The following is a 20,726-nucleotide window of genomic DNA, read 5'->3' as shown; positions in this document are numbered from 1 at the left end:
ACGATCATGGTAATCTTTTCCGGAATTTCTCTTTCCCTTCTGCTTGTAAGCGGTCTGATCCTATATTCCCGCTTTTCTACCGTATTTCGAAAGGAAATGGTGCAAAGTACAAAAACGCTCATGGAGCAGACCGGAGAAAGTCTGGAAGATTATCTTGTAAAAATGCGTCAGATTTCAGATACACTGTATTACAATGTAATAAAAGAAAATGATTTTTCCAGTGAGACAAAAGAAATTCAGCAGAAAATGAATCTGTTATATGCAGCGAATGATGAAAATCTGCAAAGTATTGCGATTTATAATCGTTATGGGCGTCTGATGGCAGCGGAACCGGTGGCGGAAGAAAAAAAAGATCCGGACGTTATGAAGCAGGACTGGTATCGACAGGCTGCAGAGAAGCAGGAAAATATGCATTTCTCCAATCCGCATGTTCAGAATCTTTTTGATGATGGTTCTTTTCGCTATTATTGGGTAATTTCTTTAAGCAGAGCCATTGAAATTACAGATCACGGCAGATCCCAGGAAGGGGTGCTTCTCGTAGACATGGACTATTCTGTGATTTCCCGAATGATGCGGCAGATTAATGAATCAAGCGGAGGGCAGTATTTTTATCTTTGTGACAGCGATGGAGAGATTATTTATCATCCAAAACAGATGCAGATCGGAGATGGAATCCAGAAAGAGAATCATCAGGCAGTAGCAGATTATAAAGAAGGGATTTATCAGGAGAAGTTCGAAGGAGAAAATCGAAAAGTAATTGTGAATACAATCAGTTATACCGGTTGGAAATTGGTCGGGGTGCTTCCGGACAGCACGTTTACGGATGGAATTATTGATATTCGCTATTTTGTTGCCATGCTGATGCTTCTTGTAGCGATGATGCTTGTGACGATTAACCGTGTTGTATCTGTGAGAATTTCCAGGCCGATTCTACAGCTCAGTGATTCTGTCAGAGAATATGAGACCGGAAAGAAGCCGGAGATTTATATTGGTGGTTCTACCGAGATTCGTTATCTGGGACATTCCATCCAGAGTTTTTATGAGAAGATTGATGTCTTAATGAAAGAAATTGTGTGGGAACAGACAGAGCGCCGCAAAAGTGAGCTTGCAGCGCTGCAAAGCCAGATTAACCCGCATTTTTTGTATAATACGCTGGAATCCATTACCTGGATGATCGAAGGCGAACGAAACGAAGAAGCTTCTTTTATGATTACGCAGCTGGCAAAGTTCTTCCGTATCAGCCTTTCAAAGGGCCGTACAGTTATTACGATCCGGGATGAGCTTCAGCATGCGCAGAGTTATATGAATATTCAGAAAATCCGTTACAAAAATACATTTTCCGTAACATTTGCTGTAGCAGAAGAGCTGTATTCTTACTGTACAGTGAAATTGATTTTACAGCCGCTTTTGGAAAATGCCATTGCATATGGGGTAGGAGCAATGGATGATTCCGGTGAGATTGTTGTGGCAGGAGAGCGGAAAGGAAGGGATATTATTCTTTCCGTCAAGGACAACGGCATCGGAATGGCAGAGGAAGAAGTAGAACATATATTGACAGACGGCGAACGTATCAGCAAACATGGTTCCGGAGTCGGACTCGTAAATGTCAATAACCGGATACAGATACTTTTTGGGAAAGAATATGGTTTGAAGGTGGAGAGTGAGCCGGATGAGGGAACGATTGTATCAATCAGAATGCCGGCAGTGCCGTATACAGAGGAGAATCGGGAAATTCTTGAGAAAGGTCATATGTTTCGGAAGGAAGATGTGATGGATGAGGAAGTGTAGCAGAGAGCATGGTAAGTGGGAAAAAAGGATTTATTATAACGGAAATGATATTGGGGCTGCTGGCAGCGGTGCTTGCGGTAAGTATGCTGCTTGGAAAAGGCGAGCAGAAGCGGAATAAAGTGTCTGTAATCCTGCAGAATGCAGACGACAGCCGGTGGGCATCTGCAAAGTATGGACTGAAAACTGCCGGGGAAGATTTTGGAGTGGAAGTTACGATCGTAAATATGGAAAGCGGTTCCACGGCTAAGAAGCAGAGGCAGATGATTGAGACGGAATTAAAAAACGGAGCCGATGCCTTAATTGTGCAGCCGGCAGCCGGAGCCAAAGCAGAGTCGGCGGTGACACAGGTTAGAAAAAATATCCCGATCATGCTGCTGGAATCTATTTCTTCGAAAGACAGTGAAAAGAAAGAATGGGCGGTAACAGAACCGGATAATTATGAAATGGGACAGAATCTTGCTAAGGAACTTCTGAAAGACTATAATGAAAATCTTCAGGGAAAACGGATTGGAATTTTGGCCGAAACAATGGATATGGAGACAATTCGCAGGCGGGACGAAGGATTTCGAGATGCAATAAAAGAAGCGAACGGAGAAATCATCTGGTCTGTGGCAGGCTCCTTTACAGAAGCCAGTGGTACACTTACAAGCTGGCCGAAAGTAGATATTGTAATTGCACTGGATGACAGAAGTGTGAAAACAGCAGGACGCTATGCGGCGGGAAATCAGCTTTGGGGAGCAGTCGTATATGGAATAGGGCATTCGACAGAGGCAGTATATTACTTGGATACAAGAAATGTAGAATGTCTTGTTGTTCCGGATGAGTTTGATGCGGGATATCAAAGTCTGAAGGAAGTGGCACAGGCACTGGAGAAGTTCTGGCCTGAGATGAAAAGCAGAAGGATTGCGCATACAGTTTTTCGGAGAGCTTGTTTGTTTACAAAGGAGAGCCAGAAAATACTTTTTACAATGAGTCAGTAGAAAGACAGAGGTGTCAAAATGAAACGAAAAAAAGTGTGGGAAGTTTGTGCTGTGCTTATGTTTGGAATGCAGATCCTGTCAGGCTGTAAAGCAGGTGAGACAGCACAGACAGGGAAGATACATGTCGGAGTAACTTACTATAATCAGAGTGATACCTTTCTGAACGAAATGATGTCAAGTTTTCGGGAGGAGCTGAAATTAGCGGCGGGAACATCTGAGACGACAGTAACGGTATTAGATGCTGCCGGAGCACAGCGGACGCAGGATGATCAGGTAAAGGAATTAATTGATATGGGATGTGATGTGCTGTGTGTCAATCTGGTAGACCGTGCAGATCCGTCAGAAATTATAGATTTAGCAAGAGATAATGACGTGCCTATCATTTTTTTTAACAGAGAACCGGTAGCGGAAGATCTGATGCAGTGGGATGGTCTCTATTATGTGGGAGCTGAGGCAAAGCAGTCTGGCATTATGCAGGGAGAATTAGCGGCAGAGGTTATCCGGAACAATGAAAAGGTTGACAGAAATGGTGACGGGAAAATACAGTATGTCGTGCTTGAAGGAGAGGCAGGGCATCAGGATGCGATTATCCGGACCGGGTATGCAGTGGATACATTGAAAAATCAGGGGATTATGCTGGAAAAATTAAGTTATCAGATTGCCAATTGGAGTCGCCCGCAGGCACAGAACCGGATGGAGCAGATGATTGGCCAATATCAGAATCAGATTGAACTTGTTCTGGCAAATAATGATGATATGGCGCTTGGGGCAATTGATGCTTATAAGGGAGCAAATTACACAGAAAATACATGGCCGATCTTTCTCGGGATTGATGGGACTCATGTAGGGCTTCAGGCATTTCTGGAAGGAGAACTGGCAGGAACAGTCTACAATGATAAAGAAGGACAGGCGGAAGCAATGGCTCATCTTGCAGTTGAAATCAGTGACGGTACAGTACATCCGGAGAAGTATACTTATTTACCGTATATTAAAATAACAGAAGAAAATGTCAGAGAATTTTTAGAAAGGCAGTAGGACAGAAAAAAGCTGATGCAGCGAATCGTCAGGCGGAAGAAAATGGTTCCGTTTCGATTTCCGGCATCAGCTTTTGTGTTATTGAAAATGTCTGCGCAGTTTTTCAATTGCACTTTTTTCAATCCGGGAGACATATGACCGGGAAATACCAAGCTGGGAAGCTACTTCCCGCTGCGTGTACTCTTCTTCATTATAAAGTCCATAACGCAGTTTAAGAACAAGTCGTTCCCGGGGAGAAAGTTCAGACTCTACTTTTGTATAAAGGAGTTGAATATCATCATGTAAGGCGATTTGTGCTTCGGCGTCAAGCTCTTCTGTTTCCAGTATATCATAGAGCTGGATTTCATTGCCTTCGCAGTCTGTTCCGATGGGATCGTAGAGAGAGACCTCTTTGGAAGATTTTTTTTTGGAACGCAGGAACATAAGGATTTCATTTTCGATACAGCGTGCAGCATAAGAAGCAAGACGATTATTGCGTTTCGGATTGAAAGTTGTGACGGCCTTGATCAATCCGATTGTTCCAATGGAAATGAAATCTTCCTGGTCAGTGTCTGCGTGCTGGTATTTTTTTACGATGTGTGCGACAAGGCGAAGATTGCGTTCGATTAAGATATGTTTTGCATTCAGATCACCTTCGGTATATTTCTGCATGTAGAACTGTTCTTCTTCCCGGGAGAGGGGCTGTGGAAATGCTTTCAAGATCAATACCTCGCAGCGTGTTTAATACAATGTATGAGAAGTCAAATGGATTTGTGCTTTTCCATCAAAAACATTTTGGTTTCTATGGAAAATGCCGGGGATATCATTGCACTGTATTAGAATCTATGATAATATGAACCCATATCTTCATATCCGGCGGGTGATTCTTATCACATTTCTGAATTTGACAATTCTACGTCTTCTGAGAGTTCTTATAGCAGCCGGATCATCCAGATGAAAATAGAATCAGGAAAGGAGCTGACTGAAATTATGTTCAGTAAAGTGACAACGGCTGTACTGCATGGACTTAGGGTAAAGTTTGTTCAGGCAGAAGCAGATGTCAGCAATGGGCTTCCGGTATTTCATATGGTAGGGTATCTGTCATCGGAAGTCAAAGAAGCAAGTGAGCGGGTACGCTCTGCGATTCGCCATACCGGGTATCTGCTTCCTGCTAAAAGAATTGTTGTGAATTTATCGCCGGCAAATCTGCGAAAAAAAGGATCTTCATTTGATCTTCCGGTGGCAATAGCAGTTCTTCAGGCAATGGGGATAAGGATTCCCATTGCAGAAACAGGGGAGCTATTGTGGATAGGAGAGCTTGGACTTGATGGAGAGATCAGAAAGGTACCGGGAATTCTGCCAATTGTAGATGAGGCAAAAAAACAGGGGATTTCACTTTGCGTTGTTCCGAAAGAGAATGAAGAAGAAGCGGGACTTGTTGAGGGAATTCAGGTGATTGGACTTTCGCATTTGCAGGAGGTAATGGAGGAAAATCTTATGGGAAGATCTCCGGCGAAGAAATGTATGTTATACCAGCGACCACTTTATCCGGACTTTTCGGATATTGCGGGACAGGAAGCAGTAAAGCGCGCCATTGAGGTGGCAGTGGCAGGAGGACATAATATTTTATTTCTCGGACCGCCGGGGGCAGGTAAAACAATGCTGGCTAAGCGGATTCCGGGAATTTTGCCTCCGCTCACAAGAGAGGAGAGTATTGAGCTTACAAAAATTTACAGCGTACTTGGAAGGGTATCTTCAGAACAGCCGCTTATAGAAGAAAGGCCGTTCCGGGAAGTTCATCATACTGCTTCCAAACCGGCGCTGCTTGGCGGAGGACAGACGCCTCTGCCCGGAGAAATCAGTATGGCGCACAAAGGTGTTCTGTTTTTGGATGAATTAGCAGAATTTGATAAAGCAGTTCTGTAAGTCCTTCGGCAACCGTTAGAATCAAAGGAAGTGCGGCTGATCAGAACACAGGGTACCTATGTGTATCCGGCAGATTTTATTCTTGTCGGAGCCATGAATCCCTGTCCTTGCGGATGTTATCCGGATCTAAACAGATGTATGTGTACACCTGCCCAGATTCAGAATTATCTTGGAAAGATCAGCCAGCCATTTCTGGACAGAATCGATATTTGTATTGAAGTCCCAAAAGTTACCTACGAATCTTTGAGGGGAGAACTGTATACGCCAAAAGAGCGGGACTCTGCCAGAATGCGAAGGCGGATTTGTGCAGCAAGAGAGATACAAAAGCAGCGATTTCTAGAAAATGCTTATGATGTGAATGCATTGCTGGAGCCGGGAGACATGAACAGATACTGCAATCTCGGAATCGCAGAAGAAAAATTAATGGGACAGGCATTTCAGGCATATGGAATGACAGCAAGAACATACCATAAGGTATTGAAGGTTGCCAGAACAATTGCAGATCTTGAAGGAGAGAAGAAGATAAGAGCTGTTCATTTAAAAGAGGCTATCGGCTACCGGACACTGGATAAAAAATACTGGGGAAGGCAGGGGCTGAGATGAAATATGAATATTGGTTTGGAACACTTCCCGGAATTTCGCCTGCGAGAAAATTCGCAATCCGTTCAGCAGTTCCGTCAGCAGCCGTGCTGTATAAAACAAAAGAGTTTCATACACTGGGAATCTGTTTGAAGGAGAAAGAGATTTTAGCAATCCGGGACGGACAGAAACGCTGTGATAAGGAAATACTGAATCGAAATCTGGAGGAGCTGTACAGGAAACAAATATATTTTCTGAGGCGGGGGACAAAAGAATATCCAAAACGGCTTTCAAGTATTTCTGCGCCGCCCTATCTTCTTTATGTAAAAGGAAAACTCCCGGAGGAGGAAATGCCGGCCGCAGCTGTAGTTGGAGCCAGAAGCTGTACTGCCTATGGGCGGCAATCTGCAGAAAACTTTGCCGTCAGCCTTTCGCGGAATGGTGTTCTGCTCGTAAGTGGAATGGCGCTTGGAATAGATGGCGCAGCACAGAGAGGGGCTTTAAAAGCGGGAGGAAAGACAATTGCAGTATTGGGATGTGGTGTGGATCTCTGTTACCCAAGAGAACATATAGGACTGTATCAGGATATTCTTGATACAGGGGGAGCGATTATTTCAGAATACCCTCCGGGTACACCGCCACTTCCACAGAATTTTCCTGCACGCAACAGGATTATCAGTGGTTTGTCGGATGTAGTTCTTGTAATGGAAGCTCGTCAAAAGAGCGGATCACTGATCACTGCAGATATGGCGCTTGAACAGGGGAAAGATGTGTATGCCCTTCCGGGACCGATTAGCAGCAGCCTGAGCAGAGGGTGTCATCAGCTCATACAGCAAGGGGCCGGAATATTATTATCTCCGGAAGAATTGCTGGAAGAACTGGAATTTGGAAGTCGTAATTTATATGGAAAAATAAAAGAAACCAAAATAAAGCTTGAAAGTCATCTTGATTTGGTGTATAGTTGTCTCGGCTTCTGCCAGAAAGGACTGCAGCAGATTGTAGAGGAAACAGAGCTTCCGGTTCAGACAGTAATCGGAGCATTGACAGATCTGACACTGCAGGGATATGCAGAAGAAATTTCAAAAAATTATTATGTAAAATGTATATAGAAACCGTAAGGAGGTTTATATGATATGGCACGGTATCTAGTGATCGTAGAGTCACCGGCGAAAGTGAAAACAATCAAAAAATTTTTGGGAAGCAATTATGTTGTTACAGCGTCCAACGGACATGTGAGGGATCTCCCAAAGAGCCAGCTTGGAATCGATGTAGAACATGATTTTGAACCTAAATATATTACTATTCGCGGAAAAGGAGATATTCTTGCAAATCTGCGTAAAGAGGTAAAAAAAGCAGATAAAGTATTTCTTGCAACTGACCCTGACCGGGAGGGAGAAGCAATTGCATGGCATTTGTCAAAAGCGCTGAAGCTGGATGATAAGAAAATGTTTCGAATCAGTTTTAACGAGATTACGAAAAGTGCCGTGAAAGCGTCTATTAAGGAAGCGCGGGAAATTGATATGGATCTTGTAGATGCACAGCAGGCAAGACGTGCTCTGGACCGCATCGTTGGATATCGGATCAGCCCGCTATTATGGGCAAAAGTAAAAAGGGGATTAAGTGCAGGACGTGTTCAGTCCGTTGCTCTTCGCATCATTGCAGATCGTGAAGAAGAAATAGATGCATTTATTCCGGAAGAATATTGGACACTGGATGCAGAACTCGCAGTAAAAGGAGAAAGAAAGCATCTTCAGGCTAAGTTTTATGGCAAAGAAAAAGAGAAGATTACCATTCGTTCAAAAGAAGAGCTGGATCGCATCGTAAAAGAAGTGGAAGGAGAAACCTTCCGGGTGGCAGATGTGAAGAAAGGAGAACGGAGCCAGAAACCTCCGGTACCGTTTACAACAAGTACACTTCAGCAGGAAGCGTCGAAAGTATTGAATTTTGCAACGCAGAAAACAATGAGGATCGCGCAGCAGCTGTATGAAGGAATTGATTTGAAAGGGAATGGAACCGTTGGTCTGATCACATATCTGCGTACAGATTCTACCCGTGTATCGGAAGAAGCAGATGAAAATACAAGAAAATATGTATCTGAAGTTTATGGAGAAGCATTTGTAACAGAAGGACAGAAGAAAAAAGAAGACGGGAAGAAAATCCAGGATGCACATGAGGCAATCCGTCCGACTGATGTGACGAGAACGCCGGCATCGGTAAAGGAATCGCTTTCAAGAGACCAGTTCCGTTTGTACCAGCTGATCTGGAAACGATTCGTAGCAAGCCGTATGGCTCCGGCAAAATTTGAGACAACATCGGTTAAAATTGCTGCGGGAGAATACCGTTTCCAAGTATCTGCATCCAGAGTAGCGTTTGAAGGTTTCCGGGAAGTTTATGTGGAATCCGGAGAAGAAAAGGCAGAGAACAATGTATTACTGAAATCGCTGGATGTTTCTTCGGAACTGACAAAGAAACAGTTGGATGCAAAACAGCATTTTACACAGCCGCCGGCACATTATACAGAAGCTGCGCTTGTAAAAGCTCTGGAAGAATTGGGAATTGGCCGGCCTAGTACATACGCGCCGACGATTTCTACGATTATTGCAAGACGTTATGTAGCAAAAGAAAATAAAAATCTGTATTTAACAGAGCTTGGCGATGTAGTCAATCATATTATGAAGCAATCCTTCCCGAGCATTGTAGATGTGAATTTTACTGCTTATATGGAAGGGCTTCTTGACATGGTGGCAGAAGGGAAAGTAGAGTGGAAGAGTGTGATCAGTAATTTCTATCCGGATCTGGATGCAGCTGTCCAACAGGCGGAAAAGGAGTTGGAGAGTGTTAAGATTGAAGATGAAGTAACAGATGTTATTTGTGAAGAATGCGGAAGAAATATGGTTATCAAATATGGTCCTCACGGGAAATTCCTGGCATGTCCGGGATTTCCGGAATGCCGCAATACGAAACCTTATCTTGAGAAGATCGGAGTCGCATGTCCGCTCTGTGGAAAAGAAGTCGTTGTCCGGAAAACAAAAAAAGGACGGCGTTATTACGGTTGTGAAGACAATCCGGAGTGTGAATTTATGTCATGGCAGAAGCCGTATTCTGAAAAATGTCCGAAGTGTGGAAGCTATATGACAGAAAAGGGAAGTAAAGTTGTGTGCAGTAATTCAAATTGTGGATTTGTTGGAATAAAAGAAAATAAATAGCAAATTGCATTGAAATTGCATAAATTGTGTGCTAACATAAATTTTGTGAGACGAATATGTTTATGGATTGAAGATGGAGGCAGTTATGAGTGTACAACTATTAGATAAAACTAGAAAGATTAATAAATTACTTCACAACAATAATTCCAGCAAGGTAGTGTTTAATGATATCTGTAAAGTACTGACAGAGATTTTACGGTCAAATGTACTTGTTATCAGTAAAAAGGGTAAGGTACTCGGTGTCAGCTTTTGCGAGAATGTAGGTGTGATCGAGGAACTTTTGGAAGAAGAAGTAGGAACACATATTGATGAGATGCTGAATGAGCGTCTTCTGAATGTGTTGTCTACGAAAGAGAATGTGAATCTGGAAACACTGGGATTTTCTGCTGAGAGTACAAAAGGATATCAGGGAATCATTACGCCGATTGATATTGCAGGAGAACGCCTCGGTACGCTTTTTATGTATAAATGTAATGAGCTGTATGAGATCGATGATATTATTCTGAGTGAGTACGGAACAACCGTTGTCGGACTTGAGATGCTTCGTTCTGTGAATGAAGAAAGTGCAGAAGAGGCGCGCAAAGAGCAGATTGTACAGTCTGCTATCAGTACGCTGTCATTCTCAGAATTGGAAGCGATCATTCATATTTTTGATGAACTTGGTGGTTCTGAGGGAATTCTTGTAGCGAGCAAAATTGCAGACAGAGTCGGTATTACACGCTCCGTTATTGTGAATGCGCTTCGCAAGTTCGAAAGTGCGGGTGTGATTGAGTCTCGTTCTTCTGGAATGAAAGGAACCTATATTCGAGTTGTGAATGATTATATTTTCCAGGAACTAGAACAGATTAAGCGTGAAAAGAAGTTGAAATAAAGAAAGAGAAGGGTGTTCCGGGTAATATGAAAAGGACACCCTTTTCTTGTTTGAGGATATTTATGGAACAGAGGAGGTGCAAAGATGTTCAAGAAAGGACCGGCGCAACTTATAATGGCGCGAAGTTTTGGAGAAAATGCTGCAATTGATGAAACGGTATACGAATGTGAACTGCTTCGGTATGAGAAGAGAAGTGAGTGCATATATCTGTTATTGAAGGAGGATATGCTGACGGAAATTTCCCAAGATGCTCTTTACCGCTGCCGGCTGGAGGAAAATGATACGCTTTGTGAAGTGATCGGATGTATCCGGGAGAGGTACTGCAGTGAGGAAGGAAATATTCTGGAATTTAAAATCGAAAATGGTGTCTATCTGGTAAATGGAGAGCAAAATATAAAATAAACATAAACTAGGTTGACAAAGTGAAAACAGAGTGCTATTTTATTACTAGAATAATTTAGCACTCGTTTTAAATGAGTGCTAATAGAATAGATTAAGGAGGAATTCAACATGAAATTAGTACCTTTAGGTGACAGAGTTGTATTAAAACAGTTAGAGGCAGAAGAGACAACAAAATCCGGGATTGTACTTCCTGGCCAGACAAAAGAGAAGCCACAGCAGGCTGAAGTTGTTGCAGTAGGACCGGGCGGCGTTGTTGACGGTAAGGAAGTTGAAATGGCAGTGAAGGTAGGAGATCAGGTAATCTATTCCAAATATGCAGGAACAGAAGTAGAGCTTGAGAAAGAAGAGTACATTATCGTAAGACAGAGCGATATTCTTGCAGTAGTTCAATAAGGAGCAGAATCGCAGATTATTGCAGCAATTTGTATAGAAATAAAAAACAGAATGTAAATGCAGAATAAAAGGAGGCCTTTACCGTGGCAAAGGAAATTAAATTTGGAGCAGACGCAAGAGCAGCATTAGAAGCAGGTGTAAATCAGCTTGCAAATACAGTAAGAGTAACATTGGGACCAAAAGGAAGAAATGTTGTTTTAGACAAATCTTTCGGCGCTCCGCTGATTACAAATGATGGTGTAACAATTGCAAAAGAAATCGAGCTTGAAGATGCATTTGAAAATATGGGTGCACAGCTGATTCGTGAAGTTGCATCTAAAACAAACGATGTAGCAGGAGATGGTACAACAACAGCAACAGTACTTGCACAGGCAATGGTTCATGAAGGAATGAAGAACCTGGCAGCAGGAGCTAACCCGATCATTTTAAGAAAGGGAATGAAAAAAGCGACAGAGACAGCTGTAGAAGCGATTGCAAAGATGAGCAGCAAAGTAAACGGCAAAGATCAGATTGCAAGAGTAGCAGCAATTTCTGCTTCTGACGATGAAGTTGGCCAGATGGTTGCAGACGCAATGGAAAAAGTTTCTAACGATGGCGTCATTACAATTGAAGAATCTAAAACAATGAAGACAGAGCTGGATCTTGTAGAAGGTATGCAGTTCGACAGAGGATATATTTCTGCATACATGGCAACGGATATGGAGAAAATGGAAGCAACACTGGAAGATCCATATATCCTGATCACAGATAAGAAGATTTCCAATATTCAGGATATCCTTCCGTTGTTAGAACAGGTTGTACAGTCAGGAGCAAAACTTCTGATTATTGCAGAAGATGTAGAAGGTGAAGCGCTTACAACATTAATTGTAAATAAACTGCGCGGAACATTTAATGTAGTGGCAGTAAAGGCTCCGGGATATGGCGACAGAAGAAAAGCAATGCTTGAAGATATCGCAATTCTGACAGGTGGTCAGGTAATCTCTGATGAACTTGGACTTGATCTGAAAGAGACAACACTTGATCAGCTTGGACGTGCAAAATCTGTTAAAGTGCAGAAAGAAAATACAGTGATCGTAGACGGATGCGGAGAGAAAGAAGCAATCAACGCACGGATCGCACAGATGAAAGCACAGATTGAAGAGACAACATCTGAATTTGATAAAGAAAAATTACAGGAAAGACTTGCAAAGATGGCAGGTGGAGTAGCTGTAATCCGCGTAGGAGCTGCAACAGAAACAGAAATGAAAGAAGCAAAACTTCGTATGGAAGATGCGCTTGCAGCAACAAGAGCAGCAGTAGAAGAAGGAATTATCGCAGGCGGCGGTTCCGCTTATATCCATGCATCAAAAGAAGTTTCAAAACTGGCAGAGACATTATCAGGAGATGAAAGAACAGGTGCAAATGTTGTTCTGAAAGCTCTGGAGGCTCCATTATTCCATATTGCAGCAAATGCCGGATTAGAAGGCGCTGTAATTATTAACAGAGTAAGAGAAAGCGAACCGGGAACAGGTTTTGATGCATATAAAGAAGAATATGTAGATATGGTAAAAGCAGGTATTCTGGATCCGGCTAAAGTAACAAGAAGTGCACTTCAGAATGCAACAAGTGTAGCATCTACATTATTAACAACAGAATCTGTTGTAGCAAATATTAAAGAAGAGACACCGGCAATGCCAGCAGGCGCTCCGGGAATGGGTATGATGTAATATGAGAAAGCCAGTGATCTTAATATCGTCGGCTTCCAATGAAAATGAGATGAAATTGAAAGGCGCAGTTCGTGAACTGCGTCTTTCAAGAGCATATGGAGATGCTGTTTCAGCAGCAGGCGGTGTACCGGTGCTGTCAGCAGAACAAAATGCAGAAGAGTTGGCAGAGGTGTGTGACGGACTGTTGTTATCTGGCGGAGATGATATTGAGCCGGAACTGTTCGGAGAAGCGAAGCTGAATGCCAGTGTAAAACTGGACCCGGCAAGAACAGACAATGAATATGCGCTTATAGAAGCATTTCGCAGAAGAGAGAAGCCGATTTTTGGAATCTGTCGGGGATTTCAATTGTTAAATGTGTATTATGGAGGCAGCCTGTATCAGGATATGACGGTGCAGAAAGGCTGGTTTCATATGGTGCCGCATCTTCTCCATGATATTACGTGTGACAGAAATAGTATTCTCGGTGAGCTTTATGGGGAACAGGTTCAAGTAAATAGTACGCATCATCAAGGAATCTGCAAACTTGGAGAAGGACTGCGTCCAACAGCATGGTCAGAGAATGGTCAGCTGATTGAGGCGTGGGAACATGAACAAGAGCCGGTCTTTGGCGTTCAATTTCATCCTGAACGAATGACCGGAAAGTACAAATGGGAAGAGAAGCATGATTTTTCTGGTTTATTTGCGTACTATATTGATTTTGTAAAGAAATCTATGATATACTAATATCAAACCGCATGGCGGTAAATAACAGCGGAGGAAGTTTCAATGAGTGACTTTTATACAGAACAGCTGATACGACGGAAAACACCGATCACAAGCATACTTCTAGTATCTGTCTGTGGAGCGTTTACGATTATATCAGTTCTTTCTATGTTAATTTTGCCATTTGGTCTGTTGATTACGGCAGCGCTGGGAGCGCTCACATATTTCGTGCATCGCAGCGTGAATCTTGAATTTGAATACTTATATGTGAACGGAGAGCTGGACATTGATAAGATCATGGCTAAGACGAAGCGAAAAAAAGTATTTTCCTGTAATATGAGAGATCTCGAAGTGATCGCACCACAGGGAGCACCGGAATTAAGACCATTTGCAAATCTGAAAGCAAAAGATTTCAGTTCTAATTGTCCGGATCATAAGAAATATGAGATGATTCTTGTAAGCGAAGGTGAAAAGCATAGAATTATCTTTGAACCGAATAAGACCATTCTTGATGGAATCAGAATGATTGCACCTAGAAAAGTTATTATGTAGCTGGAAAGGGTATTGACATTAATTATTAATTTTGTTAATATCCTTTTTAAATATTTATCACAAAAGAGAGACGAAGGAGGATTTAAATCATGGGAAAAATAATCGGAGAGGGTATTACATTTGATGATGTTCTTCTGGTACCGGCATATTCAGAGGTAATTCCGAACCAGGTTGATGTTACCACTAATTTAACAAAGAAAATCTGTTTGAACATTCCAATGATGAGCGCTGGAATGGATACTGTTACAGAACACCGTATGGCAATTGCAATGGCTCGTCAGGGTGGTATTGGAATTATCCATAAGAATATGAGCATTGAGGCGCAGGCAGATGAAGTAGATAAAGTAAAAAGATCAGAGAATGGCGTTATTACAGATCCGTTCTCACTGTCACCGGAACATACACTTGCAGATGCGAATGAATTGATGGCAAAATATCGTATTTCAGGTGTGCCGATTACCGAAGGTAAGAAATTAGTTGGAATTATTACAAACCGTGATTTAAAATTCGAAGAAGATTTTACAAAGAAAATCAAAGAATCCATGACTTCTGAAGGACTGATTACAGCGCTGGAAGGAACAACTTTGGATGAAGCAAAGAGAATTCTTGCGAAGGCAAGAAAAGAGAAACTTCCGATTGTAGATAAAGATTTTAATCTGAAAGGCTTAATTACTATTAAAGATATTGAAAAACAGATTAAATATCCACTGTCTGCGAAAGATGATCAGGGACGTCTGCTTTGTGGAGCAGCAGTTGGTATTACAGCAAATTGTTTAGAGCGTGTAGAAGCATTGGTAAAGGCACATGTAGATGTGATTGTACTGGACTCTGCACACGGACATTCTGCGAATGTAATCCGTTCTGTGAAGATGATTAAGGAAGCTTATCCGGATCTCCAGGTCATCGCAGGAAATGTAGCAACAGGTGAGGCAACAAGAGCACTGATCGAAGCCGGTGTAGATGCAGTAAAAGTCGGCATCGGACCTGGATCTATTTGTACCACTCGTGTTGTTGCAGGTATCGGTGTTCCGCAGGTGTCTGCAATTATGGATTGCTACGCAGCAGCAAAAGAATACGGTATTCCGATTATTGCTGATGGTGGTATTAAGTATTCAGGAGATATGACAAAAGCAATCGCAGCAGGTGCCAATGTCTGCATGATGGGAAGTATTTTTGCCGGATGTGATGAGAGTCCTGGAACATTTGAATTATATCAGGGAAGAAAATATAAAGTATATCGTGGTATGGGATCAATCGCTGCAATGGAGAACGGAAGTAAAGATCGTTATTTCCAGGCAGACGCGAAGAAGCTTGTTCCGGAAGGTGTAGAAGGTCGTGTGGCTTATAAAGGAACAGTAGAAGATACTGTATTCCAGTTAATGGGCGGTCTGCGTTCCGGTATGGGATATTGCGGTACACCTACGATTGAAGAATTAAAAGAGCGTGGACAGTTTGTGAAGATTTCAGCGGCATCTCTGAAAGAAAGTCATCCGCATGATATCCAGATCACAAAAGAAGCTCCAAACTATAGCAGCAATTAATAGAACAGGGAAAACAGGATTCTTCGGAATCCTGTTTTTTATTACAGAGGAAATTCCTCCGGGATCCTATGTGATAAAAAATAAGCTTCGTGTGAAAATTAGCGATTCTTTTGAAATTATTAAGAATTTTATTATGAGTTATAAAGAAGTATCGGATGAAAATATGCTAGAATAACAACAGAACAAAACAAAGGGTGAAAAAATGTTATGAACAGCAGACAATATAAACGAAAGCAAAGAAGAAATAGATTTGGCAAAAGGAACAGAAGCGAAAGATCATTATATGAGAGGCGAATCCGTTGTTATATTCATGCAGGGATCATAATTCTGGCAGTATTGTTTGTGTTTTTCCTCGGAAGAAAGTTGCTGGGACTGTTTGGATGCTCTTGGAAAGTTCTGGATCTGAACAGAGAAGGATATCATATTTCGGAGAAAGAGCTGACGGGAGAAGAACCGGAGATAGATGTACAGCTTCTTGATATTAACGAATATTCCAGACCAGGGACGCCAAGTGATGCGATTACCGGGATTGTGATTCATTACACGGCAAATCCAGGTTCTACAGCGCAGCAGAATCGGAATTATTTTAATGGATTAAAAGATTCGAAAGAAACACAGGCCAGTAGTCATTTTATTGTGGGGTTGAAAGGAGAAATTGTGCAGTGTGTTCCTTCCTGGGAAATTGCCTATGCTTCTAATGAAAGAAACCATGATACGGTATCGATAGAATGTTGTCATCCGGATGATAGCGGAAAGTTTACCGAAGAAACATATGCATCCGTTGTACGGCTGACAGCGTGGCTCTGTACAAAATTTGGGTTAACAGAACAGGATGTGATTCGTCATTACGATGTAACAGGGAAAAATTGTCCGAAATATTTTGTGGAACATGAAAAGGTGTGGGAAGCATTTCGGGAAGATGTGAAGACGGCAATCAGCAATACGACAGAACAGCAGTAAATTAAGAAGAAAAAGAGAGTTGAGCAAAGATAAAAGTTTTGTTATAATAGGCAGAAACAAAGAACTCTGGAAAAGTTCCGGAATTTTGCGAAGAGAAAAGATCGGGTGATTGAAAATGAACAATATAATTCTAACCGGTTTCATGGGAACCGGAAAAACAACAGTATCTAAGTGTTTGGAACGAGTGTTTGGACTGGAAGTTCTGGATACAGATACGGAGATTGAGCGCAGAGAAGGGAGAACAATCCCGGAGATTTTTGAGGCAGAAGGAGAAGAATATTTCCGGGAACGGGAGACAGAATTGTTACGGGAACTCAGGGCAAAAGAAAATATTGTAATTTCCTGCGGGGGTGGAACCGTGCTTCGCACCTGTAATGTGGAACTATTGAAAGAAAGCGGAACTGTATTTCTTCTAAGTGCGACACCGGAGACAATCTTTGAACGGGTAAAGAATAGTCATCACAGACCTTTGCTGGAACAAAATAAGTCAGTAGAAGGGATTCGGGTGCTTCTGGAGCAGCGCAATAGCCGATATCAAGCAGCTGCGGACGTGATTGTTTCAATTGAGGGGAAGACAACGGAGCAGATTTGCAGAGAAATACTTAAAAGAAGGGACTACAGAAATGTTAAATAGATTTTTTCCGGAAAATTATATGGTATCAACTTATGCGGTGCCATTTGAAAAATTATATGAAGAAGGGTATCGGGGAGTCATCTTTGATATTGACAATACACTTGTGCCGCACGGTGCACCGGCTGATGAGAGAGCGAAGAAATTATTTGTCCGCCTGAGAGAAATTGGCTTTCAGACATGTCTGATTTCAAATAATAAAGAACCGCGGGTAAAGATGTTTAATGAAGAGATTCAGACGCAGTATATTTATAACGCGCATAAGCCTTCGACAAAAAATTATATAAAAGCAATGGAAATGATGAGTACCAATCTTGATAATACTATTTTTATTGGGGATCAGCTTTTTACGGATGTCTGGGGAGCAAAGAGAGCCGGAATGCATAATATTCTTGTAAAACCAATGAATCCGAAGGAAGAGATTCAGATTGTCCTAAAGCGTTACCTGGAAAAGATTGTTCTTCATTTTTATTTGAAGGAACGTAAGAAAGGACAATAAGAAATATCCAGCAGAAAAAGAGCGAGAAAGCAGAGAAGAATATGAAAGAAATTACAGTAAGAAATGTGACGTTCGGAACCGGGATTCCTAAAATCTGTGTCCCGATTGTCGGAAAAACAGAAGAAGAGATTCTGTGCCAGGCAAAGCAGCTTGGCGATCTTCCGGCAGATCTGGCAGAATGGAGAGCGGACTGGTATAAAGAGTGGGAAGATATTGATAAAATGAAGCAGATTGCAGAGAAACTCCGCAAAATTCTTGGAGAAATGCCTGTTCTTTTTACCTTTCGTACGGGATATGAAGGTGGCGCCAGCGAGATTGATGAGGAAATGTATGGCACGTTAAGTCTTGCAATGGCTGGCTGTGAAGCAATTGACTTGTTGGATGTGGAGGCATTTCGAAACGAAAAGATTGTCGAACAGATTGTAGAAGCTGCACATGTAAATGGAAAAAAAGTTATTATGTCCAATCATGACTTTTCAGCAACACCTTCTGAAGCAGAGCTGGTAAGAAGACTTACCTGCATGCAGAGGATGGGAGCGGATATGGCGAAGATTGCAGTTATGCCTCAATCGATGCAGGATGTTATTACGCTTATGGGAGCATCGCTGCGGTGCAATGAAGAACTGTCCTGCCCGATTATTACAATGTCTATGGGAGCAATGGGAAGTATCAGCAGAATTTGCGGAGAGTTTTCAGGATCGGCAATTACATTTGCATCGGCAAAGATCGCATCAGCGCCGGGGCAGATAGAGGCAACAAAAATGAAATATATGCTTGAAACGCTCCACAAAAGCATGAAATCTGAGTAAGTTCTAACAGAAAAAAGGCATATAAGGATATTTTTCTTGGAAAAAAGAGTACAAACTGAAAAATATAGTTGAAATCTTGCAGAACTTATTATAAAATTAATAGAAGTGAATGGAACAAAATTTGTAAATGGCCTGATAGATGTTCGGGCTGATATTAAGGAGGATTACAATGATTTCAGCAGGAGATTTCAGAAATGGTGTTACCATCGAAATGGAAGGAAATATATACCAGATTATTGAATTCCAGCACGTGAAACCAGGTAAAGGTGCAGCGTTCGTTAGAACAAAATTAAAAAATATTATCAGTGGAGGAATTGTTGAGAAGACATTCAGACCAACAGAGAAGTTCCCGAAAGCTCATATCGAAAGAAAAGATATGCAGTATCTGTATTCAGACGGTGAATTATATCACTTCATGGATGTAGAGAACTACGATCAGATCGCTCTGAACTCAGATGTAATCGGTGATACACTGAAGTTTGTTAAAGAGAATGAGATGGTTAAGATCTGTTCTCATAAAGGAAATGTATTTGCAGTAGAGCCGCCGCTGTTCGTTGAACTGGAAGTAACAGAAACAGAGCCGGGTGTAAAAGGTGATACAGCAACAGGCGCTACAAAACCAGCAATCGTTGAGACAGGCGCTCAGGTTATGGTTCCGTTATTTGTAGAGATCGGAGATAAATTAAAGATCGATACTCGTACAGAAGAATACTTATCAAGAGTATAATAATCGTTTTAAAAATTTGGAATGATTGTGTAAAAGACGACCAGCAGGCAAAATACCTGCTGGTTTTTTGGTTCTTGATGAGTCTGGCGCGTGTTCTTATGGGGAGAACAAAGGAAGGAAGGTGGAGAATGGAAAAAAGTCAAAAAAGATTATGGAATCGTAATTTCTTTTTACTGTGCCAGGGACAGTTCGTATCTGCTCTTGGTGATGCATTTTATGGGATTGCATTGAATTTTTTTGTGTTGGAATTGACAGGATCAACAGCGGTAATGGGAATTAATATGGCTCTGATTACGCTTCCAAGAGTAATTTTGGGACCGATGCTTGGAGTAGTTGTGGATCGAACGGATAGAAAGAAATTGATTGTTCTCGGTGATTTAGTCAGAGGTGTGAGCATTCTTTTGGTAACGATTGCCCTGAAAGCGGGAGTTCTGCAAATTTGGATGTTAATGTTGGTGGCAATTCTGGATGGGATTTGTGCAGCGTTTTTTAATCCGGCAGTTGAATCTTCTATCCCGGATATTGTTTCGGATGAAAATCTTATGAGAGCAAATTCGGTATATCAAATGGCAACAACAGGAGCAGATATTTTCGGGCAGTCTTTAGGAGGAGCAGTCTATTCACTTTTGGGAGCAGCGTTTATGTTCTTTATAAATGGTATTTCCTATCTTATTTCGGCAGGTACAGAGTTATTGATTCAGATTCCGCATATTGACAAGAAAGCACGAAAAGGCACTCTCCTTCAGGATTTTAAAGACGGTATTTATTTTGTGATGAAGTATGAAGGAATGATTCGGGTAATTGCCATGTCTTTCAGTGTTAATTTTTTATTTGGAATTATCAGAGTGCTGATCATTCCCTGGTTTGCAGAAAGTCCACAGTTGGGGATAACAAAATACGGTATTTTGAGTGCGGTTCAAAGCGTAGGCGTGCTGACGGGAATGTTTGTGCTGTCTATGATAACACTGAAGGCATATCAAAAATATGCCTGCTATCAGACTGCTTTATTTTCATTTATCGGAATGATAGGGGTTGCAGTGTTGTGTGAGCGGTTTTGGATGATTCTCCTGCTGTTTTTCGGAGCATTTGTATTTCAGATTGTATTTAATATGATTATGAATGCAACGGTAATGCAGAGAACTCCTGCGGATAAAAGAGGAAAGGTATCAGCTATGAAGACAACACTTGGAATGGCAATCTCACCATTAGGAAATTTTGTTGGAGGCCTGCTGGGAGAAATTTGGAAGCCGCAGATTATTATTTTGATAAGTGTTTTGCTGTCTGTTGGGATAGTGAGATTTCTTGTGGTACATCCGACTGTGAGAGAATTTTTAAATTATGATGCACAGCAACAGGAATAATCGGTTACCTTTCACAAGACGAAATATATTTTGTGAATATATTTAAATTAACACTTTTATTTTACCGGAAGCTTTGTT

19 protein-coding genes and 1 pseudogene are annotated in these 20,726 nt (G+C 41.7%); 19 read left to right on the top strand and 1 reads right to left on the bottom strand.

The genetic code is table 11. The features are described from left to right. The first annotated feature begins 6 nt into the window (after positions 1–6). Genes KFE17_05280 through KFE17_05270 form a run of 3 tightly spaced genes read left to right on the top strand, consistent with a single transcriptional unit; the run spans position 7 to position 3,803 of the window. The gene (locus tag KFE17_05280) at positions 7–1,788 is read left to right on the top strand and encodes a sensor histidine kinase (protein ID QUO33626.1); all 1,782 of its coding nucleotides are present in this window, start codon (positions 7–9) and stop codon (positions 1,786–1,788) included. Between the two features lie 8 nt (positions 1,789–1,796). Then, positions 1,797–2,768 (top strand): substrate-binding domain-containing protein, encoded by a 972-nt coding sequence (locus tag KFE17_05275; GenBank protein ID QUO33158.1) that lies wholly within the window; start codon positions 1,797–1,799, stop codon positions 2,766–2,768. 18 nt (positions 2,769–2,786) lie between these two features. Then, complete coding sequence (locus KFE17_05270; protein QUO33157.1) at positions 2,787–3,803, top strand: galactose ABC transporter substrate-binding protein; 1,017 nt, start codon at positions 2,787–2,789, stop codon at positions 3,801–3,803. Positions 3,804–3,881: 78 nt separating this feature from the next. Here KFE17_05270 and sigK read toward each other — a convergent pair whose 3' ends face one another. Beyond that, entirely contained in the window at positions 3,882–4,502 is a 621-nt protein-coding gene (gene sigK / locus KFE17_05265) for an RNA polymerase sporulation sigma factor SigK (protein QUO33156.1), read from the bottom strand. A gap of 267 nt (positions 4,503–4,769) precedes the next feature. Between sigK and KFE17_05260 the strand changes: the two are divergent. The 16 genes and pseudogenes from KFE17_05260 (at position 4,770) to KFE17_05185 (ending at position 20,648) form a co-directional block, all read left to right on the top strand. Further along, positions 4,770–6,311, top strand: a pseudogene (locus KFE17_05260) (YifB family Mg chelatase-like AAA ATPase). After that, the gene (gene dprA, locus KFE17_05255) at positions 6,308–7,396 is read left to right on the top strand and encodes a DNA-processing protein DprA (protein QUO33155.1); all 1,089 of its coding nucleotides are present in this window, start codon (positions 6,308–6,310) and stop codon (positions 7,394–7,396) included. The pseudogene KFE17_05260 and the gene dprA overlap by 4 nt, the downstream one beginning before the upstream one ends. Positions 7,397–7,420: 24 nt before the next feature. Further along, entirely contained in the window at positions 7,421–9,493 is a 2,073-nt protein-coding gene (topA, locus tag KFE17_05250; GenBank protein ID QUO33154.1) for a type I DNA topoisomerase, read from the top strand. 85 nt (positions 9,494–9,578) lie between these two features. Further along, positions 9,579–10,364, top strand: a complete 786-nt coding sequence (gene codY, locus KFE17_05245) for a GTP-sensing pleiotropic transcriptional regulator CodY (GenBank protein QUO33153.1) — start codon at positions 9,579–9,581, stop codon at positions 10,362–10,364. An 84-nt stretch (positions 10,365–10,448) separates the two neighbouring features. Further along, complete coding sequence (locus tag KFE17_05240; GenBank protein QUO33152.1) at positions 10,449–10,766, top strand: hypothetical protein; 318 nt, start codon at positions 10,449–10,451, stop codon at positions 10,764–10,766. A 108-nt stretch (positions 10,767–10,874) separates the two neighbouring features. Further along, positions 10,875–11,159, top strand: a complete 285-nt coding sequence (gene groES / locus KFE17_05235; GenBank protein QUO33151.1) for a co-chaperone GroES — start codon at positions 10,875–10,877, stop codon at positions 11,157–11,159. 83 nt (positions 11,160–11,242) lie between these two features. Beyond that, positions 11,243–12,865 (top strand): chaperonin GroEL, encoded by a 1,623-nt coding sequence (gene groL / locus KFE17_05230; protein ID QUO33150.1) that lies wholly within the window; start codon positions 11,243–11,245, stop codon positions 12,863–12,865. 1 nt (position 12,866) lies between these two features. After that, positions 12,867–13,589 (top strand): gamma-glutamyl-gamma-aminobutyrate hydrolase family protein, encoded by a 723-nt coding sequence (locus KFE17_05225; GenBank protein QUO33149.1) that lies wholly within the window; start codon positions 12,867–12,869, stop codon positions 13,587–13,589. Positions 13,590–13,631: 42 nt separating this feature from the next. Further along, positions 13,632–14,120: a hypothetical protein gene (locus KFE17_05220; GenBank protein QUO33148.1), complete on the top strand. Its 489-nt coding sequence runs from the start codon at positions 13,632–13,634 to the stop codon at positions 14,118–14,120. A gap of 89 nt (positions 14,121–14,209) precedes the next feature. Continuing rightward, a complete protein-coding gene (gene guaB / locus KFE17_05215) occupies positions 14,210–15,661 on the top strand; it encodes an IMP dehydrogenase (protein QUO33147.1) in 1,452 nt (483 codons plus the stop codon). 207 nt (positions 15,662–15,868) lie between these two features. Further along, a complete protein-coding gene (locus KFE17_05210) occupies positions 15,869–16,621 on the top strand; it encodes an N-acetylmuramoyl-L-alanine amidase (protein ID QUO33146.1) in 753 nt (250 codons plus the stop codon). 115 nt (positions 16,622–16,736) lie between these two features. Beyond that, a complete protein-coding gene (locus tag KFE17_05205) occupies positions 16,737–17,255 on the top strand; it encodes a shikimate kinase (protein ID QUO33145.1) in 519 nt (172 codons plus the stop codon). Then, positions 17,245–17,751 (top strand): YqeG family HAD IIIA-type phosphatase, encoded by a 507-nt coding sequence (locus KFE17_05200; protein ID QUO33144.1) that lies wholly within the window; start codon positions 17,245–17,247, stop codon positions 17,749–17,751. The genes KFE17_05205 and KFE17_05200 overlap by 11 nt, the downstream gene beginning before the upstream one ends. 41 nt (positions 17,752–17,792) lie before the next feature. After that, entirely contained in the window at positions 17,793–18,560 is a 768-nt protein-coding gene (locus tag KFE17_05195) for a type I 3-dehydroquinate dehydratase (protein ID QUO33143.1), read from the top strand. Positions 18,561–18,729: 169 nt separating this feature from the next. Then, positions 18,730–19,287, top strand: a complete 558-nt coding sequence (gene efp, locus KFE17_05190) for an elongation factor P (GenBank protein QUO33142.1) — start codon at positions 18,730–18,732, stop codon at positions 19,285–19,287. A 128-nt stretch (positions 19,288–19,415) separates the two neighbouring features. Further along, entirely contained in the window at positions 19,416–20,648 is a 1,233-nt protein-coding gene (locus tag KFE17_05185; protein QUO33141.1) for an MFS transporter, read from the top strand. Positions 20,649–20,726 lie beyond the last annotated feature (78 nt).

Origin of the sequence: Faecalicatena sp. Marseille-Q4148, assembly GCA_018228665.1 — a bacterium.
Lineage (GTDB): Bacteria > Bacillota > Clostridia > Lachnospirales > Lachnospiraceae > UBA9414.
Note: the sequence above shows the minus strand (reverse complement) of the source record. Positions and strands in the feature narration are given on the sequence as shown.